At 73.6% G+C, this 23,707-nt stretch carries 21 protein-coding genes and 1 riboswitch; of the genes, 12 read left to right on the forward strand and 9 right to left on the reverse strand.

Annotated features, from left to right (window positions below):
- Window positions 1-277: 277 nt before the first annotated feature.
- Window positions 278-1,549 carry a helix-turn-helix transcriptional regulator gene (locus AB0G84_RS16365; RefSeq protein WP_361320603.1) on the forward strand — a complete coding sequence of 424 codons (1,272 nt, stop codon included), beginning with the start codon at window positions 278-280 and terminating at the stop codon, window positions 1,547-1,549.
- A gap of 55 nt (window positions 1,550-1,604) precedes the next feature.
- Here the strand turns inward: AB0G84_RS16365 and AB0G84_RS16370 are convergent, their stop codons facing one another.
- Both AB0G84_RS16370 and AB0G84_RS16375 read right to left on the reverse strand, forming a co-directional pair.
- Window positions 1,605-2,162 (reverse strand): hypothetical protein, encoded by a 558-nt coding sequence (locus AB0G84_RS16370; RefSeq protein ID WP_361320605.1) that lies wholly within the window; start codon window positions 2,160-2,162, stop codon window positions 1,605-1,607.
- 642 nt (window positions 2,163-2,804) lie between these two features.
- Window positions 2,805-3,059 carry an acyl carrier protein gene (locus tag AB0G84_RS16375; RefSeq protein WP_361320607.1) on the reverse strand — a complete coding sequence of 85 codons (255 nt, stop codon included), beginning with the start codon at window positions 3,057-3,059 and terminating at the stop codon, window positions 2,805-2,807.
- Window positions 3,060-3,398: 339 nt separating this feature from the next.
- Here AB0G84_RS16375 and fabI point away from each other — a divergent pair, with 339 nt between their 5' ends.
- From fabI to AB0G84_RS16390, 3 genes are read left to right on the forward strand one after another with little or no spacing between them, the layout of a single operon-like run.
- Window positions 3,399-4,169 carry an enoyl-ACP reductase FabI gene (gene fabI / locus AB0G84_RS16380; RefSeq protein WP_361320609.1) on the forward strand — a complete coding sequence of 257 codons (771 nt, stop codon included), beginning with the start codon at window positions 3,399-3,401 and terminating at the stop codon, window positions 4,167-4,169.
- 5 nt (window positions 4,170-4,174) lie between these two features.
- Complete coding sequence (locus AB0G84_RS16385) at window positions 4,175-4,708, forward strand: MaoC family dehydratase (protein WP_361320611.1); 534 nt, start codon at window positions 4,175-4,177, stop codon at window positions 4,706-4,708.
- Window positions 4,705-6,234 (forward strand): class I adenylate-forming enzyme family protein, encoded by a 1,530-nt coding sequence (locus AB0G84_RS16390; protein WP_361320613.1) that lies wholly within the window; start codon window positions 4,705-4,707, stop codon window positions 6,232-6,234. The genes AB0G84_RS16385 and AB0G84_RS16390 overlap by 4 nt, the downstream gene beginning before the upstream one ends.
- A gap of 421 nt (window positions 6,235-6,655) precedes the next feature.
- Here AB0G84_RS16390 and AB0G84_RS16395 read toward each other — a convergent pair whose 3' ends face one another.
- From AB0G84_RS16395 to AB0G84_RS16415, 5 genes are all read right to left on the reverse strand, one after another.
- The gene (locus AB0G84_RS16395; RefSeq protein ID WP_361320615.1) at window positions 6,656-7,336 is read right to left on the reverse strand and encodes a DUF6344 domain-containing protein; all 681 of its coding nucleotides are present in this window, start codon (window positions 7,334-7,336) and stop codon (window positions 6,656-6,658) included.
- A gap of 506 nt (window positions 7,337-7,842) precedes the next feature.
- Window positions 7,843-8,277: a DUF5994 family protein gene (locus tag AB0G84_RS16400; protein ID WP_361320617.1), complete on the reverse strand. Its 435-nt coding sequence runs from the start codon at window positions 8,275-8,277 to the stop codon at window positions 7,843-7,845.
- Window positions 8,274-9,266 (reverse strand): acyl-CoA desaturase, encoded by a 993-nt coding sequence (locus AB0G84_RS16405; protein WP_361320619.1) that lies wholly within the window; start codon window positions 9,264-9,266, stop codon window positions 8,274-8,276. The genes AB0G84_RS16400 and AB0G84_RS16405 overlap by 4 nt, the downstream gene beginning before the upstream one ends.
- Window positions 9,263-9,457: a hypothetical protein gene (locus tag AB0G84_RS16410; protein WP_361320621.1), complete on the reverse strand. Its 195-nt coding sequence runs from the start codon at window positions 9,455-9,457 to the stop codon at window positions 9,263-9,265. The genes AB0G84_RS16405 and AB0G84_RS16410 overlap by 4 nt, the downstream gene beginning before the upstream one ends.
- A gap of 302 nt (window positions 9,458-9,759) precedes the next feature.
- Window positions 9,760-10,335, reverse strand: a complete 576-nt coding sequence (locus AB0G84_RS16415) for a TerD family protein (protein WP_361320623.1) — start codon at window positions 10,333-10,335, stop codon at window positions 9,760-9,762.
- A 198-nt stretch (window positions 10,336-10,533) separates the two neighbouring features.
- Between AB0G84_RS16415 and AB0G84_RS16420 the strand changes: the two genes are divergently transcribed.
- From AB0G84_RS16420 to AB0G84_RS16435, 4 genes are all read left to right on the forward strand, one after another.
- Window positions 10,534-11,106 (forward strand): BlaI/MecI/CopY family transcriptional regulator, encoded by a 573-nt coding sequence (locus tag AB0G84_RS16420; RefSeq protein WP_361320625.1) that lies wholly within the window; start codon window positions 10,534-10,536, stop codon window positions 11,104-11,106.
- Between the two features lie 4 nt (window positions 11,107-11,110).
- Entirely contained in the window at window positions 11,111-12,076 is a 966-nt protein-coding gene (locus AB0G84_RS16425; protein ID WP_361320627.1) for a M56 family metallopeptidase, read from the forward strand.
- Window positions 12,077-12,431: 355 nt separating this feature from the next.
- Entirely contained in the window at window positions 12,432-12,605 is a 174-nt protein-coding gene (locus AB0G84_RS16430; protein ID WP_361320629.1) for a hypothetical protein, read from the forward strand.
- A gap of 288 nt (window positions 12,606-12,893) precedes the next feature.
- The gene (locus tag AB0G84_RS16435; RefSeq protein ID WP_361321053.1) at window positions 12,894-14,225 is read left to right on the forward strand and encodes an LCP family protein; all 1,332 of its coding nucleotides are present in this window, start codon (window positions 12,894-12,896) and stop codon (window positions 14,223-14,225) included.
- A gap of 139 nt (window positions 14,226-14,364) precedes the next feature.
- On the opposite strand, the gene AB0G84_RS16440 is transcribed toward AB0G84_RS16435, so the two are convergent.
- A complete protein-coding gene (locus AB0G84_RS16440; RefSeq protein WP_361320631.1) occupies window positions 14,365-14,634 on the reverse strand; it encodes a DUF1876 domain-containing protein in 270 nt (89 codons plus the stop codon).
- Window positions 14,635-14,880: 246 nt separating this feature from the next.
- Between AB0G84_RS16440 and AB0G84_RS16445 the strand changes: the two genes are divergently transcribed.
- Window positions 14,881-15,618 (forward strand): DUF4097 family beta strand repeat-containing protein, encoded by a 738-nt coding sequence (locus AB0G84_RS16445; RefSeq protein WP_361320633.1) that lies wholly within the window; start codon window positions 14,881-14,883, stop codon window positions 15,616-15,618.
- 94 nt (window positions 15,619-15,712) lie between these two features.
- Here AB0G84_RS16445 and cobN read toward each other — a convergent pair whose 3' ends face one another.
- Window positions 15,713-19,330, reverse strand: coding sequence for a cobaltochelatase subunit CobN (gene cobN, locus AB0G84_RS16450; RefSeq protein ID WP_361320635.1), 3,618 nt, complete (start codon window positions 19,328-19,330; stop codon window positions 15,713-15,715).
- Window positions 19,331-19,386: 56 nt separating this feature from the next.
- A riboswitch (cobalamin riboswitch) is annotated at window positions 19,387-19,458 on the reverse strand.
- A 393-nt stretch (window positions 19,459-19,851) separates the two neighbouring features.
- On the opposite strand from cobN, the gene cobG reads away from it, so the two are divergent.
- From cobG to AB0G84_RS16465, 3 genes are read left to right on the forward strand one after another with little or no spacing between them, the layout of a single operon-like run.
- A complete protein-coding gene (gene cobG / locus AB0G84_RS16455; protein WP_361320637.1) occupies window positions 19,852-21,423 on the forward strand; it encodes a precorrin-3B synthase in 1,572 nt (523 codons plus the stop codon).
- On the forward strand, window positions 21,420-22,052 hold the full coding sequence (locus AB0G84_RS16460; RefSeq protein ID WP_361320639.1) for a precorrin-8X methylmutase: 633 nt from the start codon (window positions 21,420-21,422) through the stop codon (window positions 22,050-22,052). Before cobG ends, AB0G84_RS16460 begins: the two co-directional genes overlap by 4 nt.
- Window positions 22,049-23,665: a precorrin-2 C(20)-methyltransferase gene (locus tag AB0G84_RS16465; protein WP_361320641.1), complete on the forward strand. Its 1,617-nt coding sequence runs from the start codon at window positions 22,049-22,051 to the stop codon at window positions 23,663-23,665. Before AB0G84_RS16460 ends, AB0G84_RS16465 begins: the two co-directional genes overlap by 4 nt.
- The last annotated feature ends 42 nt before the right edge of the window (window positions 23,666-23,707 follow it).

Genomic DNA, 23,707 nt, shown 5'->3' on the forward strand with positions numbered 1-23,707 from the left:
CGGACCACTCCCCCTCGCCCACCACACGTCCGTTCTCCTCAGTGCCAGAGAACCCGACTCGGCTCCCAGCTCCCGCGATGTCCTGCCGCGAGCAAGGGCGAACAGACACGTCCACAAGTGACAAAAAATGACTCCCCGGGTGGGTGAACGTCGTCCCCGACCATGCCTGGGACATCGGCCGGTGAGTAGACTCGCGGTCATCACGTTCCGCCCGTCCGGAGCCGGCGGTACGCCGTCCCTGTCCGTCCGCCCAACTCAACTGCGAGCGTTTTTCTTGGTGATCGAGCAGCCTGCTTTCGGGAAGCGCGTGCGGGAGGTCCGGCGCGCCCAGGGTCTGTCCCAGGGGGACCTCGCCGGGGAGGACCTCTCCCCGAGCTATGTCTCCCTGGTCGAGAACGGCCGCAGAGTCCCGGGCGCCAAGATCGCCCGGTCGATCGCCGAGCGGCTGGGCACCACGGTCGAGGCGCTCAGCGCCCGCGAGGAGTCCGGCGCCCGGCTCACCCAGCGCCTGGACCTGGTCGGCCAGTTGGTGGCGGCCCGCGCCAGTGCGCTGGCCGGCGACTGGCCGGCGGCCCGCCGACAGCTGGAGTCGCTGGTGGCGCAGGCCGGTGCCGACCAGGACGAGGTGCGCTGGGAGGCGCGCTGGGAACTGGCCACGGTCCTGGGCCGGCTGGACGCCCCGGACCGCCACGAAGCGGCGCTGCGCGACCTGTTCGACGACCCGCTCACCCACTCCGCGCCGGTGCTGCACGCCCGGGTCGCCGTCGAACTCGCCCAACTGCTGCGCGCCGCGGGCCGGCTGACGGAGGGGGTGCGCTTCGCCGAGGAGGCGGTACGGGTCACCGGCGAGCTGGCGCCCGACCGGCCGGAGCGGGTGCAGGCCCGGGTGGCACTGGTGTCCCTCTCCGTCGACAGCGGGGAGTGGAGCCGCGCCGCCCAGCTCGGGGCGGAGCTGAGCACCCAGGCCGCGCCACTGCCGGCCGGTGAGCTGCGGGCCGGCGCGCTGTGGGCGGTGGCCGGTGCGCGGTATCTGGACGGGCAGCCGGAGCGGGCGCTGGAGCTGCTGACCGAGGCCGAGGAGCTGCTGGCGGCGACCGACGGCGTACGGCTGCGGCTGCGGCTGGGCCGGGCCCACACCCTGCTGGCGCTCGCCGCCGGCCCGGCACCGCAGGCGGACGCCCTGATGGCCCGCGCCCGGCAGGCCGCCGCGCTGGTCGGCAGTGCGTCCGCCGGTACCTGGCTGGCGGTGCTGGAGACGGCCGCGGCGCTGCGCCGGGACGATCCGGCCGGGGCCGCCGAGCGGGCCGAGGCGATCGACCCCGACGCGGCGGAGCTCTCGCCGCTGGACCGGGCCCGCTGCCTGCTCCACCGGGCCCGCGCCCGTCGCGCGCACGGCGCCGGGGAGGCCGCGGAGGCCGACTTCAAGCTGGCCGCCGAGGGGTACGAGCGAGCCGGCGCCCTCCGACTGGCACTGGAGACCTGGCGCGAGCTCAGCTCCGGTGTCCGCCGGGCCGAGGGGCCGGATCCCCATGCGGTGCTGATGCCGTAGGACGCCGCGCACTCCCGTACCGGGCCGGGTGCCCGGCCCAGCACGGGTCCCGGCCTCAGAGGAAGGGCGGGGTGCCGGCGTCGCCGAGGGTGTGCGGACCGTCCAGTGCACCGGACGCATCCGCCCGCCAGAGGTGCACGCCCGGCGCCGGGGCCGCGGTGGCCGCACAAGCCACAGTCTGCGGGCCCCCGGGCAGATCGCGGACGAAGGCGACGCCTCCGGGGTGCACCGGGGACGGGGGGATCACGACCTTGCCGTCCCGCGCCTCGCTCAGCGCGTCGACCTCGTCGGCGAGGGCTAGCCCGCCGGGGCCGGTCAGCCGCAGCGACGCCTCCTTACGCGTCCACAGCTGGGCCAGCCGTCGGGCGCGCCGGTCGGCGGGGGCCTCCTGGACGTGGCGCCGTTCCAGCGGGGTGAACGGGAGCAGCAGGCCACCCACCGGACCGTGCGGGACGGTGTGCACGGACAGCGCCACCGGGAGGTCCCGGGTCAGGGCGAGGAGCTGGCGGGCCGGGTCCGCGGCGATGCCCAGGCAGAGGCGGGCGCCCGGTGGCCAGCCGATCGAGGGGGGCGGTTCGGCGAACACCGGGCGGCCGAACCCGTCCGGGGTCACCGGAATATCGTCGGGCGGACAATGCAGCAACCGCCCGAGAAATGCCGCCAGACAGCCGACTTCCCGAATGTCGCCGTCGGCAGGCGAGAATATGTGAACACCGCCGTCAGCTAATTCTGAAGAGCGTGCGGGGTCCCAACTTCCTGCTTTGACAAAGGCGTTGGGCGGTCCGTCCGGGCCTCCCCGGCCGCCCTCATGGTTGAGTGAATGCGCGCCACAGAAAGGCTCGTCCGCCCGCATAGATCCCCTCGCACCATGTCTCCTTTCTGCGGACCGGTCACGTCCGAGAAAGCAGTGCACTGAGTCGATTTGATTTACCCACTGGAGATCTTCAAGGTAACCCTGGTCTATGCCTGCGTCAACAAGCGACGACCGAAAATCAACTTTGGTTTACTGCCCGGCATTACCAGATTTCGCCAAGCCGAGGCCACCTCGCCTCACCGGTGGCCCCTCGGTTCTGGGGCAGGCGGCGCACCGTGCAGCCGTGGGACGGACCGACGCACCACCGTCGCCCCGCCCTGGCCGGTCCGGAGCGCACCGGTATGTACCGTTCGGGGCGGGTGCGTTCCCGGCGGGCGCCGGCGGCCGGCGGGAACGCACCCGGCCGGGAACCGCTCCGATGCCGGTGGCGGGCGCGGGAGTTCAGGCCGCCAGCTGCTTCTCCACGCGGAGCACTATGTCCAAAACTCTACGCATGTCCTTCATCTCCTCTTCGGGTAGGGCGATCCCGAAGCGTTCCTCGGCGATGACGATCACCTCCGCCATCGCCAAGGAGTCCACATCCAACTCCTCGACCAGGGACTTCTCCTCGGTCACCTCGGACGGCAGCACGCCGGCCACCTCGTGCAGGATCTCGGCGAGCTGAGCGACGATCTCTTCGCGGGGCGGGACGGTCATGACGGTCACCTCTCTATGGAAGGGGGGGTGTTGCGGGCCGGCCAACGCCCCGGCGCGGGAACGGGGGGCCCTGGCGGGGCGGTTGGGCCGCCGCGGGGCCGCCGACCGCCGGCCGGGTGCGGCGCCCCGGCGGGTGTGTCGCACCACCGCACCGTGCACCCGGCACGCCACGGCACCTCCGTGACCCCCAAGTCATTCTTTTGACTACACTTGACTACCGAAGTCAACTGGAGGTCCGATAGGTTGTCAATGACGGTCTTTCAAGACCACGCCCGGACAATGCTTCTGAGTTATGTCCGGTGACTTCGAAGTCGAGAACGAGTCAGACGGAGGAACCGCATGAGCGGTCTGCTCGACGGAAAGCGGCTGGTGGTCACCGGTGTGATCACCGAGAGCTCGATCGCCTACGCGGTGGCGCGGCTCGCCCAGCAGGAGGGCGCCCGGATCGTCCTCACCGCGTACGGGCGGCCGAGTCTGGTGGCCCGACTCGCCCGGCGGCTGCCGGAGGACCCCCCCGTCGTGGAGCTGGACGTCACCGACGAGGCGCAGCTCAGCACCCTCGCCGACCGGGTCGGCGGGCACCTGGACGGGATCGACGGCGTCCTGCACTCGGTCGCACACGCCCCCGCGTCCTGTCTGGACGGCGGCTTCCTGACCGCACCGTGGCGCGATGTGTCCGCCGCCCTGCACACCTCGGCGTACTCCCTGGTGGCACTGACCATGGCCTGCCGACCGCTGCTGCGCCCCGGCGCCTCGGTCGTCGGTGTGGACTTCGACGCCTCCCGCGCCTGGCCGGGCTACGACTGGATGGGGGTCGCCAAGGCCGGGCTGGAGGCCTGCTCGCGCTATCTGGCCCGGGACCTCGGCGGCCAGGGCATCCGGGCCAACCTCGTGGCGGCCGGACCCTTGCGCACCCTGGCCGCACGGGGCATCGGCGGCGACGGCCCGTCGTTCGAGAAGGGCTGGGCGAACCGTGCCCCGCTGGGCTGGGACCCGCAGGACGCCGAGCCGGTCGCCCGTACCTGTGTGGCGCTGCTGTCGGACTGGCTGCCCGCCACCACCGGCGAGATCGTGCACGCGGACGGCGGGCACCACATGATCGGCGACTGACCGCCATGACCGACAGCGCGGCGCCGCCCCCGGCCCCGCCCGACCCGGCTGCCCGGTCCGCCCCCGCACCGCCCCCCACCACCCTGCGCTGCGGCCCCTACGCCCTCGACCGGGCCCGGCTCGCCGCCTTCGCGGCCGCGGTCGGCGACCCGCACCCCGCGTACCACGACCCGGCCGCCGCACGGGCGCTCGGCCACCCGGACACCCTCGCGCCACCCACCTACCTCGCCACCCTCGCCGCCCACGCCGAGGACCAACTGCTCGCCGCCCACGGCGGCTTCACCACCGACGGGGCCGTGCACCGGGCACAGACGGTGCGCCACGCCCGCCCCGCGCACGCCGGCGACACCCTGCACGCAACGGTCCGGCTCACCGCCGTCACACCGCTCGCGGACCGCCGCCTGCTCACCCTCGACTGCACGTTCCAGGACGCGGACGGCCGGTGGGTGGCCACCACCACCTCGGCACTGCTGTGCCCGGCCACCCCCACCCGGACCGGGCGGCGTCCCCTCGACCCCACCGGATCGGAGCACCCATGACCGACACCATCGCCCCTCCGGTCGCCGCCGCACGGCTCGTCGACGGCGCGGCGTCCACGGCGGCGCCGCCCGGCGACGGCGGCCACCTCGACGGCCCGGCGCTCGACCGCCGCGTCCGGGCCACCGCGGACGCCCTACAGCGCCTCGGCATCCGCGCCGGCGACCGGGTCCTGGTCCAGGGCGACAACAGCGTCGGTTATGTCCTGACGCTGCTGGCCCTGATGCACCTGGACACCTCGCTCATCCCGCTCGACCACCGGCTCCCGGCCGCCGACGCCACCGCCGCCGCGCGCCAGGCCGCCGCCCGCTGGCTGGTCACCGCCGACGGCCGCACCGAGGGCTTCCCCGGCGTCCCCGACCAGCGGATCATCCACTACCCGGCGCTGACCGCCGACGCCGCACCGGCACCGGCACCGGCACCGGCCGACGGCGTCGACCTGGCCCGCTGGTTCCGCCGCCCCGACGCGCTCGTCCTGTGGTCCTCGGGCACCACCGGGCGCCCCAAGGGCATCGTCAAGCCCGGCCGCGCCGTCCTCGACAACTCGCTGCGCACCATCGAGGCCATGGGCTACCGCGCGGACGACGTGCTCGCCCCGCTGCTGCCCTTCTCCCACCAGTACGGGCTCTCGGTCATCCTGCTGTGGTGGCTGGCCCGCTGCACCCTCCTGGTCACCCCCTACCAGCGGCTCGATGCGGCCGTCACCCAGGCCGCCGCGCACGGCGCCACCGCCGTGGACGCCGCACCGTCCACGTACCACGCGCTGCTGGGCGTGGTACGCCGCCGCCCCGACGTACGCGCCGGACTCGCGGGCGTCCGCATCTGGGGCGTGGGCGGCGCACCGCTGCCCGCCCCGCTGGCCGAGTCCTTCGACATGACAATGGGCCGCCCGTTGCTGGACGGCTACGGTCTGACGGAACTCGGCAATGTCGCGCTGGCAACGCCGCGTACGCCGCACGGCTGCGGGCGTCCACTGCCCGGCGTACGGCTCCGTGTGAGGCGCCCGGACGGCACCCCTGCCGACCCCGGCGAGCTCGGCGGGATCGAAGTGCGCTCCCCCGGACTGATGGCCGGCTACCTCCAGGAGGATGGCTCCCTCACGCCCGTCGACCCCGATGCCTGGTATCCGACGGCCGACCTGGGCAGCGTCGACGCCGACGGCACCGTACGGGTGGTCGGCCGTAACCAGGCGGTACACCGGCTGGGCTTCACGCTCTACCCCGAGAGCCTGGAGCGCCGTGCCGAGGCCTGCGGCCGCCCGGTGAAGGTACTGGCGGTCGAGGACCAACGCCGCGGCAGTGCACTGCACTTCGTCGTCGCGGACCCCGAGGGCGAGGCCCCGCTCATCTGGCGCCGGCGGCTGGCCGAGCACCTGGCGGCGTACGAAGAGCCCAATGCGGTCCATGTCGTCGACCACTTCCCGCTCTCCGCCAACGGAAAGCCGGACACGCGCGCCTTGCGTGTACAGCTGGGGCTGGAGCCGGAAGCCGGTCCGGGGCCGGTGCCCCGACAGGAGGCCGGTCGGTAGAACTCGGGTCGTCCAGGGAGTGGTTGGGGGGAAGAAGTCTGGGCGTTACATCTTCGCTGGCGTCATCACTTGCGTCTTCGCTTACGTCTCGGCTTACTTCTTGGCTTGCGTCATCACTTGCGTCTTCGCTTACGTCATCTCGTCTGCGCCGGCCGCACCGTCCGGCCGCAGGTCTCCACCTGCTTCGCGTACCTCTGCGCCGTCTTCTCCGGCGTTGGTTTCTCTCGCGTCGCTTCCTCTGGCGTCGTCCTCGTCCGTACCGACTGCGCCCGCTGCCTCGTTGTGCGGGTCGGCGTGCGGGTCGCCGTGCCGGTCATCGTGCGGACATCGCGGGGGACGTCGTGCGGGACCTCGCGAGCGACACCGTGGGGGACGACGTCTCCGTCATCGGCGGTGCCAACCGCCGTGTCCCGTCCAGGACTCAGACCGAACCGGCGGTGTGCGCACGGCGACGGGCCGCCGGGATGACCGCCTGACGGGCCTCGGCACTGGCACGGGCAGAGGCTGGGGTGGAGGAAGAGGCCGGGGCAGGGACACGGGCTTCGACACCGGCGTCGACGCCGGAATCGACATCGGCGTCGACATAGGCGTCGACATAGGCGTCGACATGGGCGTCGGCTTCGGCTCCGGCACGGGCGTCGGCTTCGCCGTCCTCGTGGGACGCGGCGTCGGTGGTCAGCGGCTCCAGGCCCCGGATGCCGCGGCTGCGCAGGCCGGGTGAGGTGCCGTGCGCCTCGGCGCTGATGCGCTGCTTGATCGTCGGCGGCAGCTCCGGGCGGGTCAGCGTCCGGCGGGCGGGCCAGGTACAGCCGAACTGTGGGACGGAGCGTGGCGCGGGCACACCCGGCGTGGCTCCTCCCCCGGCGGGCACCGCGGGGCTCCCCGCATCCGGATCACGTTCCCGTTCGGCGCCGTGCACCGCCTTGGGCACCTCGGCACCCGGGGCGTCGGCGCCGGCGGTCCCGTTGGCCGGGCCCCGCTCGTACAGTGCGGCCTCACGGCGCGCGGCGGAGGCCGGCGCCGAGACACCCAGCGATGCCAGCAGCTTGCCGAGCACGGCAAGGCACACCGCCCAGAACTTCATGACCTTGGTCGCAGCCATGGTCCCTCGCTTTCGGTCAGGATCTCCCCGAGAGATCCGGTTACTTCGTTTCCTGCTCGTGTCTTGCGGTCCTGCGGGTCTTGCGGTCCCGCGGGTCCTGCTGTCCTGCGCCACCTGTGCGGTCCGTAGGCGCTGGGTGCGCATACGTCCCGCGGGTGCGCACAGGTCTGTACGCGTACGTCCGGTGCACCGCCGCAGTTGCAGCACTCCGCTCGCATCGCTTACGTTGTGCCGCTTCTGTTGCGTTTTCTTATGATGAGTACGCAATGGGAGGATTCACGCACCGACGCCCCCGGAACGGCGTTCTTCCGATGAACACCACCCGTCCGCAGTAGCCGCGGCCGCTGCGCAGCAGGTCGGCAGGGGGCGTGGGGCCCGTGAGACCGCCGGCTCGGCGTTCCTTCGCACGGGAGGCGAGGCGCCGGCGGATGCGCGCCGCGGGTTCTCGGGGTATGACCGTCAGGACGCGGTGGCGGGTGGCTCAGGCCGGTGTCGTGGCGGGTGGCTCAGGCCGGTGTCGGCTCCCCGGTGCGGGCCATCTCGGCCATGATGCGGACGGCCTCTGCTTCTGGGGTGTCGGGCGGGATGATCAGCAGGTCCCAGCGGCCGTTGCCGGGGGAGACCAGGCAGATGGTGTCCGGCCCGGGCCGGCCGGTGGTGCGGCGGAGGCGGACGACATGACCGCCGACGAGGGTGTGGGTGGGCAGCGCCGGCCAGGCGTCGCCGTTCACCGTGGCGTGGGTGATCCGCGGCCAGTCGAAGGGCAACGCGGTCAACAGCTCGGGGAGTTCGGCCAGCAGATCGGCCGAGTGCGGCCACCAGGCGCCGTCGATCCGCCGTGCCGGGCCGGTGTGCGGGGCGATGGTGAGGCGGGCGACGAGGGGCGGGGCGTGGTGCGGGGAGCGCGCCTGGCGGGCCGGGTCCCCGGGGGCGGTGGTCATACGGTGCTCCTGCTGCTGATGCGGCGGGCCGCCAGCCGTGCGGGGTCGGGCCAGCGCACGTCCCGGACCCAGCCGAGGCGTTCGAAGAGCCGGATCACCGCGGCGGACACATCGAGCTGGCCCCGGTCGACACCGTGCCGGGCGCAGGTCGGGTCGGCGTGATGGGTGTTGTGCCAGCTCTCGCCGAAGGAGAGCAGGGCCAGCGGCCACAGATTGGTGGCCCGGTCGTGGCGCCGGGTGCGGAAGGGCCGCTCACCGATGACGTGGCAGAGCGAGTTGACGCTCCAGGTGACGTGGTGCAGCAGCGCGATCCGGATGAACCCCGCCCACAGCAGTGCGGTCAGCGCCGTGACCCAGCTGCCGCCGATCGCCCAGCCCAGTGCGCACGGCAGCGCGAGGGTGAGCAGGCACAGCGCGGGGAAGGCCCGGTCCACGGCGCGGATCCCGCGGTCGGCGAGCAGGTCGGGGGCGAAACGGCGGTGCGAGGTGGGGTCGTCGCCGAAGAGCCAGCCGATGTGGGAGTGGACCAGTCCGCGCAACTGGCCGCGCAGACTGGTGCCGTAGCGGTAGGGCGAGTGCGGATCGCCGGGGCGGTCGGTGAAGGCGTGGTGGCGGCGGTGGGTGGCCACCCAGTCGATCACGTCGCCCTGGAAGCTGAGCGAGCCGGCGACGGCGAGCGCGATCCGCAGTGCCGGGGTGGCGGTGTAGCTGCCGTGGGTGAGGCCGCGGTGGAAGCCGATGGTGACGCCGAGGCCGGAGATGACGTAGAAGACGGCGAGGAGAACGAGGTCGGTGGGGCGGACGACGCTGCCCCACAGCAGGGGGATGGCCACGGCCAGGCCGACGAACGGGGCGACGACGATGATGCCGGTGACCGTGACGTACATCCGCCGGCCGCCGCTGGGGGGCCGCTCGGTGTCACCGTCGGGGAACGGCGAGGTCCCGTCGTAGTCCTGTGCGGGCGGTGCGCTCCGGGCGGCCGGGTTCACAGGTCGCTCCCCGCCTTGCCGGAGCCGCCATGGTGCGCCCGCCGGTGCATCCGCTGCCGCATCGACTGCATCCAGGCCGCGTACCGGTGGGTGGCAATCCGCCCGGTCTGCTGGGCATTGACCCGGGCGATGAACAGCGCGCCCAGCGCCACCAGCGCCAGCAGCACGACGACGGTCAACAGCGTCTGCATGGAGCTCACCTCACCGAATCGCGCGCTCCTGGGCATTCCTCGGTGTTCCGGTGTCTCCACGGTACCCCGGGCCTCCGGACGGATCCCCTCAAAGCGGGTGATACCCCTTGGCCTGGGCGGGGGCGGTGGGGGCCTGCCCCGGGCCGTCCGGGCGGTGCGGTCACGGCGGTACGGTGGCGCGGCGCCACCCGCGGCGCCGCATACGACCGAGGGATACCCCTTGGGGGTATCCCTCAGGCCGCTTCCAGGACTCGGACGCTTCCGTGGGCTCGGGCGCTCTCAGGGACCCGGACGTTTTCGGCTCAGACGTTGACCCCGAAGTCCGCGGCGATGCCCGCCAGGCCGGACGCATAGCCCTGGCCCACCGCACGGAACTTCCACTCCGCGCCCTGTCGGTAGAGCTCGCCGAAGACCATGGCGGTCTCGGTCGAGGCGTCCTCACTCAGGTCGAACCGGGCCAGCTCGGCGCCGTCCGCCTGGTTGACGACGCGGATGAACGCATTGCGGACCTGGCCGAAACTCTGCCCCCGGCTCTCCGCCTCGTGGATCGAGACCGGGAAGACGATCGTGGCGATCTCGGCGGGCACGCTCGACAGCGCCACCTCGATGGCCTCGTCGTCCCCCTCGCCCTCGCCGGTGAGGTTGTCACCGGTGTGCTGCACCGAGCCGTCGGGGCTGGTGAGGTTGTTGTAGAAGACGAAGTGCGCGTCCGAGGCGACCTTGCCGGCCTCGGTGCACAGCAGCGCACTGGCGTCCAGGTCGTAGGCGGCGCCCGTCGTCGTCCGTACGTCCCAGCCGAGGCCGACCGTGACCGCGGTCAGGCCGGGCGCCTCCTTCGACAGTGAGACATTGCCGCCCTTGGCCAGCGAGACTCCCATGGCTTCCTCCAGGTGTGGCTACGTTCCGGGATCGAGCGAGAATCTACAGGAGTGTAGAAGTTCGGGGCCGGGATCTGCGGGGTGGAGCGACGCGGCAGGCGGCGGCCCTCCGGCTCCGGCCACTCGGCGCTCGGGCACTCAGTAAAATGCCCGGCGTCCCGGCCGGGCGGGACACCCGGCACGATGGGAGGCCACGGCATGGGCGGCAAGCCCTTCGGTAAGGCGCTGGGCGATTCGCTCGGCGGCTCCGGGCGCGAGCGTGCCCGCCGGCGCGGACAGGGCCAGTTGGAGGCCCAGGTGCTGGCCGCACTGCACCGGGCACCGGGCCCCGCCACCGCCGCCTGGGTGCAGGAACACCTCGGCGGCGACCTCGCGTACACGACCGTGATGACCATCCTGTCCCGGCTGCACGCCAAGCGCGCCGTCTCCCGGGAGCGCTCCGGCCGCGCCTACGTCTGGACGCCGGCCGCCGACGAGGCCGGGCTCGCCGCGCTGCGGATGCGCCGGGTCCTGGACGGCGAACCGGACCGGGACGCGGTGCTGACCAGCTTCGTCTCGGCGCTCTCGGAGCACGACGAACAGCTGCTGCGCGCCCTCCTCGACCGCGCGACGGACGCCACCGACGACAACGTGACCGCGGCCGGTGCGGGCCCCGGTCCGGGACCGACGGCCCCGGGCCACGACCACGACCGCCGCGACCACCACGGCCACCACGACCGCCACGACCACCACGACCGCCGCGATCCTTCGGACGAAGCGCACGGGGGCTGAACCGGTGGGCGTCTTCGTGTTCCTGCCGCTCGTCCTGCCGCTCACCGCGCTGCCGATCGCCCACCTCGCGGAGCAGCACCTCCACCCGCGCGTCAGCACCCGCCTGCTGACCCTGCTCGCCGCCGTGCTCGGCCTGTGCAGCACGCTCTGTCTGGCGCTGCTGATGGTCGTCGGCACCGCCCAACTGCCCGGCAACCCGCTGCCCGACGGCTGGTCCGACCCCGAGGTGCGGGCCGCGGTGCCCTACGCCGAGGTCGTCGGGGCCGCCGCGATCCCGCTGCTGGCCGCGGCGCTCGCGGTGTGTGGTGCGACGCTGCGCCGGCACCACCGCATCCGGGCCCGCGCCCACCGGGCACTGGACGTCCTGCCCGCCGGCGCCGACCCCGCGGTCCTGCCGGACGACGCCCCGTACGCCTACGCGGTGCCCGGCACCCCGGCCCGGCCCGGGCGCCCCGCCGGACCGGGCCGGATCGCGGTCTCCCGCGGCATGCTGCGCAGCCTGGACGCCGACGAGCGGCGCGCCCTGTTCGCCCATGAGCGCGCACACCTGGTCTGCCGGCACCACCGCTACCTGCTCGCCGTACGCCTGGCCGGCTGCGTCAACCCGCTGCTGCTGCCGCTGCGTTCCGCGGTCGCCTTCGCCACCGAGCGGTGGGCGGACGAGGAGGCGGCGCGGGAGGTCGGCGACCGGCGGCTGACCGCGCGCGCCGTGGGCAAGGCGGCGCTGATCGCGCGGCCCGCCCCCCTTCCGGGGCTGACCCACTTCGCGTCGCCCGAACCGGGGCCGGTGCCGCGCCGGGTGGCCGCCCTGCTCGGGCCCGTGCCGTCGGCCCGGCACTGGCCGCCGGCGCTGACTCCGGCGGGGATGGCGGCCCTGATGGCCGCCGCCGGGACGGCCGCCTCCGCGCTCTCCGCGCTCAATGCGGCGGTGGCGCTGTTCCTCGTCCTCAAGGCGGCGACACCGCTCTGATCCGGGATGGGCGGATCGCGAGGGACGGACGGGATGGACCGACTCCCCGTTTCCCCCCATTGGCCCGGATTCCCCGGGGCGCCGCCGGCTCGCCCTGCGCCCGGTTCGACGTTCCCGGGGCAGCAAACGCCCTCTCCGGGCACACTGATGCCTGACCCTTACAGGGTGCGCACCCGCGCACGGTGACGCACGAGGCACCACCGGCACCTTCTACAACACTGTAGAACTTCCCGGTATGGTGGCGCGCACACATGCGCAACGGGCGCGGGCGGAGGGGGAGATGGCGACGAGGTGCGGACTCCTGAGCTGGGACTGCCCGCCTCCAGAGGCGGAGGTGCGATGGGTCTATCAGCCCGTGGAGGTCCAATACCCGGACGGCACCTGGGAATTGGGGCGGATCAGCGCCTGGTGGACGGACGGTGCGGGCGAGACGTGGTGCAGGCTGCGCACCCTGCCCGGTGGGGACGGCCCGCAGTGGCGCAGCTACGACCCCGAGTCCATCCGACTCCTGCCCAGCACGGGCATCTGACCCGCCACCTCCGCGTGCCTCCGCGGCCCGCGCGCGCGGTTTCACGGGAAACCGCGCTCAGCACCGCCCCGTACCCACCGTTTCACCAGCAACAGAAGGACCAGAAGGGCCACCGGCGTGCATGACAGGCAGACGCACCAGCAGACGGCCCGACGGGACGGTGCGGCCGGCTCGTCCCGTACCGGCGAGGCATCCGGTGCGGCCGACACCCCCTCCCGCCGTAAGCCTTCCGGCTCCTCGCGCCGGGGCGACGACGCACGCCGGGCGGGCAAGCCGGGGGGCGTACGGATGACCCGCCGCGGGCGCATCGTCGCCTGGACCGGCGGCGTCCTGGGCGTCCTGCTGCTCGGTACGGCCGGCGTCGGCGCATGGGTCTACCAGCACCTGGACGGCAACATCCACGGCGCGGACATCGCCGTGGACGGCAAGCGGCCGGTCAACCTCAGCCCGGGCTCGAAGAACATCCTGGTCGTCGGCTCCGACAGCCGCGCCGGCGCCAACGCCAAGTACGGCAAGGGCCTGACGACCATGCAGTCGGACACGCTGATGCTGCTGCACATCGCCGCCAACCACGAGTGGGCCACCGCAGTGTCCTTCCCCCGTGACTCGTGGGTGCAGATCCCCGCCTGCATGCGCGGCAACAACGCGAAGTCCACCCCGCACCACTTCAAGATCAACGAGGCGTTCTCGATCGGTGGGGACACCGGCGACATCAAGAAGGCCGCCGCCTGCACCATCAAGACCGTCGAGCAGAACACCGGACTGCGCATCGACCACTTCACCTCGGTCGACTTCCAGGGCTTCAAGGGCATGGTCAACGCGCTCGGCGGCATCGAGGTCTGCCCCAAGCACGCCATCCACGACAAGAAGGCCCACCTCGACCTGGACGCGGGCTGCCAGAACGTCCAGGACGAGAAGGCGCTGGGCTACGTGCGCACCCGCTACAGCGTCGGCGACGGCTCCGACCTCGGCCGGATCGGGCGGCAGCAGGAGTTCATGAAGGCGCTGGCCGCCAAGGCGCAGTCCAAGATCACCAGTCCGGGCGACCTCTACGACTTCCTGGACTCGGCGACCAAGTCCCTCACCACCGACAAGGGCCTGGACAGCCTGAATGAGCTCTACGACCTGGCCTCGACGGTCAAGGACATCCCCACCAACCGCCTGACCTTCATCACGGTCCCCAACTACTACCGCGAGGCCGACGTCCCCACCGACAAGGCCAATGTGGTCTGGCAGTACCCGCAGGCCGGCCAGCTGTTCGGCGATATCGCCCATGACCGCGAGATCGGCGCCGCCGGGAAGAAGAAGTTCGCCGAGGCCGCCAAGAACCCGATCACCGCGCACTCCGTCCAGGTCCGCGTCCTCAACGGCACCGGAACCCCGGGCCAGGCCGCCGCCGCGGCCGAGCAGCTGCGCAAGCTCGGCTTCACGGTGATCGCCACCGGCAACGGCCCGTCGACGGACAAGACCGCCATCAGCTACCCGGCGGCCCTCAAGCCGCAGAGCGAGGTGCTGGCCGCACGCCTGCACGCCACCAAGTCGACAGAGTCGTCCTCGGCGGCACCGGGCGCGGTCACCCTGACGATCGGGCCGGACTTCTCGGCGGCGGCCTGGGGGTGAGGGCGGTCCCGTGATCCCTGGCGGGCGCACGGATCACGGGACGGCCCGTAGGGCGCTTCTTCCGGATCTTCGTGGCGCGCGGGGTCCGGCACCCTGGCCCACGAAGGTCCGGACGGAACACTCCGGGCGCCCCGGGCGCTCAGACCCGCAACCGCTCCACCGGGCGGGACGTGTGTACCTCGATGTCGTGCGCCGCCCGCTGCAGCAGCTGGTGGCTGAGGTCCGACATCGCCCGGGCCACCGCCAACTCGTCACCGATGGCCGGGACGTTCTCGTCGGCGGGGTTGCAGCGGGCCGCCCCCTGGCCCACCAGCTGGCCGCCCTCCTTGCCCCGGAGCCTGGCCTCGGCCCTGACCTCGCTGTCGGTCTCGGTGATGGTGATCTCCGTCTTCCATGTCTTCGTGGTCACTGGAAGCCTCCTCGCCCTCGTACGCCTCCTACGCAGCACAGGACCTGCCCCCACGAAAATCGTCGCACCGCACCCCGTGCGCCGCACCTGGGCCCGCCCGGCCCCTGCGGAACACCACACCTCAAAGGTGGGGTTTACCCCATGGTCCGGGCCGTGGTCACCGCCCTAGCCTTTCGATACGTGGCCGCAGGGCGAGGGGGAAGAGCCCGGCCACCCCGGCAACTCCACGCACACACGGGGGACTTCATGCGCACGCCCATCCGGATCGCCACGGCCGCCGCGGCGCTCTGCATCGGGGCACTGGGGATCAGCGCCTGCGGGCTGCTGCCCGGCAAGACCTTCAGGGACGACGCCACGGTGTCGAAGAAGATCACGGCCATCCGGCTGGACAACGACTCGGGCGGCCTCACCGTGCACGGGGGCGCGGCCGGCGGGAAGGTGTCGGTGCACCGCGCGGTCACCTACCACGGCGGCCGGCCCGAGGGGCCCACGCACCGCGTCACGGACGGTGTGCTGGTGCTCGGCGACTGCGGCACCAACTGCTCGGTGGACTACACCGTCGAGGTGCCGGCGGGCCTCCCGGTGAGCGGGGAGACCTCCGACGGCGCGCTGAACCTGAGCAAGGTGGGCGCGGTGAAGGTGACCACCAGCTCGGGAGCCATCGAGCTGGACGGCGTGACCGGCCCGGTCGATGTGGAGACCTCCAACGGCCAGATCACCGGCCGGGCCCTCTCGGGCGGGCACATCGGCGCCGAGACCTCCAACGGGGAGATCGACCTCCGCCCGGCCACCCCGCAGAACGTCCGGGCGGAGACCTCGAACGGCTCCATCACCGTGCAGGTGCCCAAGAGCCACTACCGGATATCCGCCGACACCAGCAGCGGCGACAAGGACATCAGCGTGCCCGACGACCCCTCGGGACGTTTCCACCTGGACCTGACCACCAGCAACGGCGACATCACGGCCAAGACCGCGTCGGGCTGACGCCACCGCCCCGGGGGCTCCCCGCCCGCGGTGCCGGGTGCGGGAGCGCGCCCCGGCCGGGCGGGGTGCCCGGCCGCGGGCACCGGCGGCCGGGTCAGCCGTCCTCGCCCTCCAGCTCGCCCTCGGTCTCCAGGAAGGCCTCGCGGAGGGCCGCCAGCGTGGCGGCGTCCGGCTTCTCCCACATGCCGCGGGACTCGGCCTCCAGGAGGCGTTCGGCGATGCCGTGCAGGGCCCAGGGGTTGGCCTCCTGGAGGAAGGCGCGGTTCTCGGGGTCCAGGACGTAGGTCTGGGCGAGCTTGTCGTACATCCAGTCGGCGACCACACCGGTGGTGGCGTCGTAGCCGAACAAGTAGTCCACGGTCGCGGCGAGTTCGAAGGCGCCCTTGTAGCCGTGGCGGCGCATCGCCTCGATCCAGCGGGGGTTGACGACCCGGGCGCGGAAGACCCGGGAGGTCTCCTCCACCAGCGACCTGGTCCGGACCGTCTCGGGGCGGGTGGAGTCACCGATGTAGGCCTCCGGGGCCTTGCCGCCCCGCAGCGCCTTGACGGTGGCGACCATGCCGCCGTGGTACTGGAAGTAGTCGTCCGAGTCCGCGATGTCGTGCTCGCGGGTGTCGGTGTTCTTCGCCGCGACCGCGATCCGGCGGTAGGCCGTCTCCATCTCCTCCCGGGCCGGCCGGCCTTCGAGGCCGCGGCCGTAGGCGTAGCCGCCCCAGACCGTGTAGACCTCCGCGAGGTCGGCGTCGGTGCGCCAGTCGCGGGAGTCGATCAGCTGGAGCAGGCCGGCGCCGTAGGTACCGGGGCGGGAGCCGAAGATCCGAGTGGTGGCCCGGCGCTCGTCGCCGTGGGCGGCCAGGTCCGCCTGGGCGTGGGCCCGTACGAAGTTGTCCTCGTCGGGCTCGTCGAGCGAGGCGGCCAGCCGTACCGCGTCGTCCAGCAGGCCGATGACGTGCGGGAAGGCGTCCCGGAAGAAGCCGGAGATGCGCAGGGTCACATCGATGCGAGGGCGGCCCAGCTCCGCGAGGGCGATCGGCTCCAGGCCGGTGACCCGGCGCGAGGCGTCGTCCCAGACGGGGCGGACGCCCAGCAGGGCCAGCGCCTCGGCCACATCGTCGCCGCTGGTGCGCATCGCGCTGGTGCCCCACAGGGACAGCCCGACCGACTGCGGCCAGTCGCCGTTGTCGGTGCGGTAGCGCTCCAACAGCGAGTCGGCGAGCGCCTGTCCGGTCTCCCAGGCGAGGCGGGAGGGCACCGCCTTGGGGTCGACCGAGTAGAAGTTGCGGCCCGTCGGCAGCACATTGACCAGACCGCGCAGCGGGGAGCCGGACGGGCCGGCCGGGACGAAGCCGCCGGCCAGCGCGTGCACCGCGTGGTCGATCTCGTCGGTGGTGGCGGCCAGCCGCGGGACGACCTGGCGGGCGGCGAAGTCGAGGATGTCGGCGACCGCGGACGGGTGGCCGTCGGCGACCCCGGCCACCGCCGCCGGGTCCCAGCCGGCGTCCTCCATCGCCTGCACCAGGGCGCGGGCGGTCTCCTCGGCGGCGTCGGCGGTGGTACGGGTCGCCGCGGACTCGTCCAGGCCGAGCGCCTCGCGCAGTCCGGGCAGCGCGGCGGTGCCGCCCCAGATCTGACGGGCGCGCAGGATGGACAGCACGAGGTTGACCCGGCCCTCGCCGGTGGGCGCGCCGCCCAGGACGTGCAGACCGTCGCGGATCTGGGCGTCCTTGACCTCGCACAGCCAGCCGTCGACGTGCAGCAGGAAGTCGTCGAAGCCGTCGTCGTCGGGGCGCTCGTCCATGCCCAGGTCGTGGTCGAGCTTGGCGGCCTGGATCAGCGTCCAGATCTGGGCGCGGATGGCGGGCAGCTTGGCCGGGTCCATCGAGGAGATCGACGCGTACTCGTCCAGCAGCTGCTCCAGCCGCGCGATGTCGCCGTAGGACTCGGCGCGGGCCATCGGCGGGACGAGGTGGTCGACGAGGGTGGCGTGCACCCGGCGCTTGGCCTGGGTGCCCTCGCCCGGGTCGTTGACCAGGAAGGGGTAGACCAGCGGGAGGTCGCCGAGCGCGGCGTCCGGGCCGCAGGCGGCGGACAGCCCGGCGTTCTTGCCGGGCAGCCACTCCAGGTTGCCGTGCTTGCCGAGGTGCACCATGGCGTCCGCGCCGAAGCCGCCGTCCTGCGCGGTGGCCGCGATCCAGCGGTAGGCCGCCAAGTAGTGGTGCGAGGGCGGCAGATCGGGGTCGTGGTAGATCGCGATGGGGTTCTCACCGAAGCCGCGCGGCGGCTGGATGAGGATCAGCAGGTTGCCGCGGCGCAGCGCGGCCAGCACGATGTCGCCGTCGGGGTTCCGGCTGCGGTCGACGAACATCTCGCCGGGCGGCGGGCCCCAGTGCTCCTCGACCGCATCCCGCAGCTCCTGCGGGAGGGTGGCGTACCAGCGCCGGTAGTCGGCGGCCGGGATGCGGACCGGGTTGCGGGCCAGCTGCTCCTCGGTGAGCCACTCCTGGTCGTGGCCGCCGGCCTCGATCAGGGCGTAGATCAGCTCGTCGCCGTCGCCGGACGCAAGGCCCGGGACGGGCTCGGCGGCCTCGTCGCCGAAGTCATAGCCCTCCGCCCGCAGCCGGCGCAGCAGGGCGACGGCGCTGGCGGGGGTGTCCAGGCCGACCGCGTTGCCGATCCGCGAGTGCTTGGTCGGGTACGCGGACAGCACCAGCGCCAGGCGCTTTTCGGCGTTCGGGATGTGCCGCAGGCGGGCGTGCCGGACGGCGATACCGGCGACCCGGGCGGCCCGTTCGGGGTCGGCGACGTAGACCGGCAGCCCGTCCTCGTCGACCTCCTTGAAGGAGAACGGCACGGTGATCAGACGGCCGTCGAACTCCGGGACGGCGATCTGCGAGGCGGCGTCCAACGGGGAGAGCCCCTCGTCGTTCTCCTCCCAGGCGCTGCGCGGCCCGGTCAGGCAGAGCGCCTGCAGGATCGGCACGTCCAGCGCGGCCAGCGCGCCGGCGTCCCAGGCCTCGTCGTCGCCGCCGGCCGAGGCCTCGGCGGGCCGGCTGCCGCCCGCGGCGAGGACGGTGGTGACGATCGCGTCGGCGCCGCGCAGCTCGTCGATCAGCTCCGGCTCGGGCGCGCGCAGGGAGGCGACGAACAGCGGGCGGGCCCGGCCGCCGGCGGCCTCGATCTGCTCGCACAGGGTCCGTACGAAGGCGGTGTTCCCGCTCATGTGGTGGGCGCGGTAGTAGAGCACCGCGACGGCCGGGCCGCTGTCGTTGCGGGTCTCCCACTGAAGCGGACCCCAGGACGGCGCGGGGGCCGGCGGTTCGAAGCCGTGACCGGTGAGCAGCACGGTGTCGGAGAGGAAGCGGGCGAGCTGGTCGAGGTTGGCGGGGCCGCCGTGCGCGAGGTAGGCGTGCGCCTCGGCCGCGATGCCGACCGGGACGGTGGACTGCTCCATCAGCTGGGCGTCGGGGGCCTGTTCGCCGGTGAGCACCACGACCGGCCGGTGCTGGTCCTCAGCGAGCAGCAGGTCCAGCCCCTCCTGCCAGGCGCGGATGCCGCCGAGGAGGCGTACGACGACGAGGTCGGCGCCCTCCAGCAGGGCGGGCAGTTCGGCCACGTCGAGGCGGGCGGGGTTGGCGAGCCGGTACGGCACCGGGCCCGCGGCCGCACGGGCGCTGAGCAGGTCGGTGTCGGAGGTCGACAGCAGCAGAAGCATGCGAGCGCAGGCCTTCCTCGGGGTGTCCGCGCCCCGGGTGGTCGTAGGGACGGCGGGAGTTCCTGGCTCACCCGGGCAGGCCGGGTTCACAGTGGCGGGACCGCGCCGGATTCTCACCGGGCTTCCTCCCTCGGGCCGTGTGGCCCGGCGCCGTCGCTGGCGTCCGGCGGGCCAGCCGACCCACCGACCTGCATAGTAAGGGCTGTGCGCCGGGGAGGTAAGCGGGCCCGGGGACCTTCCGCCGCGCGGGCCCGGCGACCTCCCGCCACGGCCCCGGCCCACCGCGCCGCGGACCGCCCGGCACCTGCGTCCGGAACGGTCCGGCGCCCGCACCTGCACCCGCACCCGCACCCGGGACAGCTCCACGGCGGGCCGGCACCCGTATCCCGGGCGGCTCCACGGCCGTACCGGCAACCGGGTCCAGGGCCGTACCGGCAACCGGGTCCATAGCGCCTCGCTGGCCGATCCCCGCCCGTCCGGTGGCCGGATCCGCCCCGGATCGGCCGCGCACCGTCGTGGGTATGCTCGCCGCCATGCCGCCCTCCCCCTCACCACGGACCCCTGCGTCCGCACCGCCCCTGCGGGACCGCGGTGACGCCTGCCCGGGAGCGCTGCGGCTGCACTCGGCGGCGGACGGCCGGCTGGCCCGAGTGCGGATACCCGCCGGTGACTTGACGGTGCGTCAGGCCGCGGCGCTGGCCGAGGCCGCGGACCGGCTCGGGGACGGCTCGCTCTCCCTGACGTCCCGGGGCAATGTGGAGCTGCGCGGCCTTTCCGACGACTGCGGCGGCCCGCTCGCCGCCCTGCTGCACGACGCCGGTCTGCTGCCGTCCGCCCGCCATGAGCGGATCCGCAACATCCTCGCCTCCCCACTGGCCGGCCTGGACCGACACACCCCCGCTGACGTGCGGTTGTGGGCCCGGAGCCTGGACGCGTTGCTCTGTGCGAGCGCGTCCGCGACCGCACTGTCGGGCCGTTTCCTCTTCGTCCTGGACGACGGACGGGGCGATGTGGCGGCGCTGGGCGGGGATGTGAGCTTGGTCGCAGAAGCGGGTGCGGCGCATGCGTCGCATGCGACGGACGCGACGGACTCCGGCGACGGTACGCCGGGCTCCGCGCTGCTGCGGGTCGGCGACGACCCGGCCGCACTGCGGATCGCCGGCCCGGACGCCGCACGCGCCGCGCTCACCGCCGCCGAGGCGTTCCTGGCCGCCGCCGAGGCGAGCGGCAGCGGCGCCTGGCGGGTCCGCGAACTGCCGGACGGACACCGGCTGAACGCCCCGGCCGTGGCCAAGGCGCTGCGGTCGGCGGGCATCGAGGCCACGTACGTACCGGAGGCGCCGCCCGGGCCGCACCCCGCGACGGACCACGCACCGAAGGCCTCCGGGACTCACCTCGCGACGGACCACGTGCCGAAGCCGTCCGGGACCCGCCTCGCGACGGAGCGCGTACCGAGGACGTCCGGAGCTCACCTCGCGACGGAGTGCACACCCACGCCCCCCGCACCGCCCCGCTCGGCCTCGGACTCGTCCAACCCAGGCATCATCGAGGGCGTCGACGGCCGTCGCGCACTCTCCGTCCTGGCACCGCTGGGCCGACTGACCACCGCCCAGTGGCGGCTGCTCACCACCCTCGCCGACCGCGACGGCAACGGCGCCCTGCGCCTCACCCCCTGGCGCGGCATCATCCTCCCCGGCCTGTCCGCCGCCACCGCCGGTCACCGGCTGGCCGAACTGTCGGACGCCGGGCTGATCACCGATCCGTCCTCCCCCTGGTTCCGGCTGAGCGCCTGCACCGGCCGCCCCGGCTGCGCCAAGTCCCTCACGGACGTCCGCGCGGACGTCGCGGCGGCGGTGGCGGCGGGCGGGCCGCTGCCCGGCGGCCGGCCCGCCACGGCAGCCGGCACGCCCGTTCACTGGTCCGGCTGCGCACGCCGCTGCGGCCACCCCCACGGCACCTGGACCGACGTCCTGGCCACAACAGGCGGCTACCAGGTGACGGTCGTCCGGCCGAACACCCCACCGTCAACGCCGGATGTGCCACCTGCCACACCGGATGCACCACCAGCACCACAGGAAACGAGGCCACAGTGACCGCGTTCGACTACGAGAAGGACGGTGCGGCGATCTACCGCCAGTCCTTCGCCACCATCCGCGCCGAGGCGGACCTCGCCGGGCTGCCCGCCGACGTCAGTCAGGTCGCGGTCCGGATGATCCACGCCTGCGGCATGGTCGACCTCGTACGCGATCTGGCCTTCACCCCCGACGTGGTGGCCAACGCCCGCACGGCACTACGGGCCGGCGCCCCGATCCTCTGTGACGCCAACATGGTCGCCAGCGGCGTCACCCGCAAGCGGCTGCCGGCCGACAACGAGGTGCTGTGCACCCTCGCCGACCCGTCGGTACCGGAGTTGGCCGCCCGGATGGGCACCACGCGCAGCGCCGCCGGCCTGGAGCTGTGGCGGGAGAAGATGGCCGGCGCCGTGGTGGCGGTCGGCAATGCGCCCACCGCGCTGTTCCGTCTCCTCGAAATGATCGAGGAGGGGGCACCCCGCCCCGCCGCCGTCCTCGGCATACCCGTCGGCTTCATCGGGGCCGCCGAATCCAAGGACGCCCTGATCGCACACCCGTCGAAGCTGGACCACATCGTGGTGCGCGGGCGCCGGGGCGGCAGCGCCATGGCCGCCGCCGCGATCAACGCCATTGCGAGCGAGGAAGAGTGAGCGTGAGCGAGCAGCAGCCGACCGGCCGCCTCTACGGTGTGGGCCTCGGCCCCGGCGACCCGTCCCTGATGACTGTACGGGCCGTGCAGGTCATCGCCCAGGCCGACGTCATCGCGTACCACAGCGCCCGGCACGGACGCTCCATCGCGCGCTCGATCGCGGCCGAGCACCTCCGCGACGACCACATCGAGGAGGCGCTGGTCTACCCGGTCACCACCGAGTCGACCGACCACCCCGGCGGCTACCGCGGCGCCCTCGACGACTTCTACGAGCAGGCCGCGGCCCGGCTGGCCGGCCACCTCGACGCCGGCCGCACGGTCGCCGTCATCTCCGAGGGCGACCCGCTCTTCTACGGCTCCTACCAGCACATGCACAAGCGGCTCGCGCACCGCTACCCGACCGAGGTGGTCCCCGGCGTCACCTCGATCAGCGCCGCGGCGGCCCGCCTGGGCAGGCCGCTGGCCGAGGCCGACGAGGTCCTGACGATCCTCCCCGGCACCCTCCCCGAGGAGGAGCTGACGGCCCGTCTGTCCTCGACCGACACCGCGGTGGTGATGAAGCTGGGGCGGACGTTCCCGGCCGTCCGCAGCGCGATGGAGCGCTCCGGCCGCCTGGCCGAGGCCCGGTACGTCGAGCGCGCCACCATGTCCGGCGAACGCACCGACGCGCTGGCCGCGATCGACGCCGACAGCGTCCCGTACTTCGCGGTCGCGGTCGTCCCCAGCCGCGTCGCCGAACAGTCCTACCGGGCGCCCGCCACGGACCGTTCCACCGCATCCGCCCCGACGGACGAGGCCACGAACGAGGCCACCGTGCCCGCCGCCACGGACGAGGCCGCCACGCCCGCCGCCACAGCCGCGGCCACCGGCGAGGTAGTCGTCGTCGGCACCGGCCCGGCCGGCCCGCTCTGGCTCACCCCCGAGTCCCGCGGCGCGCTGGCCGCCGCCGAGGACCTCGTCGGCTACACCACCTACCTCGACCGCGTTCCGGTACGCCCCGGCCAGCGCCGGCACGGCTCCGACAACAAGGTCGAGTCCGAACGCGCCGAGCTGGCCCTCGATCTGGCCCGCCGCGGCCGGAAGGTGGCCGTGGTCTCCGGCGGCGACCCCGGCGTCTTCGCCATGGCCACCGCCGTCCTGGAGGTCGCCTCCCAGGACCCCTACCGCTCCGTTCCCGTACGGGTCCTGCCGGGCGTCACCGCCGCCAACGCCGCCGCCGCCCGCGCCGGCGCCCCGCTCGGCCACGACTACGCGGTCATCTCGCTCTCCGACCGCCTCAAGCCGTGGGAGGTCATCGCCGAACGCCTCGGCGCCGCCGCCTCCGCCGATCTGGCCCTGGCCCTGTACAACCCCGGCTCCCGCAGCCGCACCTGGCAGGTCGCCAAGGCCCGCGAACTCCTCCTGGAACACCGCGCCCCGGACACCCCGGTGATCCTCGCCCGCGACATCGGCGGCCCCGAAGAGTCCGTCCGTACCGTCCCCCTCGCCGACCTCGACCCCACCCAGGTCGACATGCGCACCCTCCTGATCGTCGGCTCCTCCCAGACCCAGGCGGTACGCCGCGACGACGGCACGGAGCCGGTCTGGACGCCGCGGCGGTACCCGGAGAAGTAGCCACGCCCCGCTTCAGCGACGCAGCCTCGCGGTCCGCCCTGG

Source organism: Streptomyces sp. NPDC020742, from assembly GCF_040641675.1.
Taxonomy (GTDB): domain Bacteria; phylum Actinomycetota; class Actinomycetes; order Streptomycetales; family Streptomycetaceae; genus Streptomyces.

Coding starts and splice junctions, on each gene's coding strand:
- AB0G84_RS16375 (WP_361320607.1), bottom strand. CDS start 3,059: ATGACCGTCCCGCCCCGCGAAGAGATCGTCGCTCAGCTCGCCGAGATC.
- fabI (WP_361320609.1), top strand. CDS start 3,399: ATGAGCGGTCTGCTCGACGGAAAGCGGCTGGTGGTCACCGGTGTGATC.
- AB0G84_RS16385 (WP_361320611.1), top strand. CDS start 4,175: ATGACCGACAGCGCGGCGCCGCCCCCGGCCCCGCCCGACCCGGCTGCC.
- AB0G84_RS16390 (WP_361320613.1), top strand. CDS start 4,705: ATGACCGACACCATCGCCCCTCCGGTCGCCGCCGCACGGCTCGTCGAC.
- AB0G84_RS16395 (WP_361320615.1), bottom strand. CDS start 7,336: ATGGCTGCGACCAAGGTCATGAAGTTCTGGGCGGTGTGCCTTGCCGTG.
- AB0G84_RS16400 (WP_361320617.1), bottom strand. CDS start 8,277: ATGACCACCGCCCCCGGGGACCCGGCCCGCCAGGCGCGCTCCCCGCAC.
- AB0G84_RS16410 (WP_361320621.1), bottom strand. CDS start 9,457: ATGCAGACGCTGTTGACCGTCGTCGTGCTGCTGGCGCTGGTGGCGCTG.
- AB0G84_RS16415 (WP_361320623.1), bottom strand. CDS start 10,335: ATGGGAGTCTCGCTGGCCAAGGGCGGCAATGTCTCACTGTCGAAGGAG.
- AB0G84_RS16420 (WP_361320625.1), top strand. CDS start 10,534: ATGGGCGGCAAGCCCTTCGGTAAGGCGCTGGGCGATTCGCTCGGCGGC.
- AB0G84_RS16435 (WP_361321053.1), top strand. CDS start 12,894: ATGACCCGCCGCGGGCGCATCGTCGCCTGGACCGGCGGCGTCCTGGGC.
- AB0G84_RS16445 (WP_361320633.1), top strand. CDS start 14,881: ATGCGCACGCCCATCCGGATCGCCACGGCCGCCGCGGCGCTCTGCATC.
- cobN (WP_361320635.1), bottom strand. CDS start 19,330: ATGCTTCTGCTGCTGTCGACCTCCGACACCGACCTGCTCAGCGCCCGT.
- cobG (WP_361320637.1), top strand. CDS start 19,852: ATGCTCGCCGCCATGCCGCCCTCCCCCTCACCACGGACCCCTGCGTCC.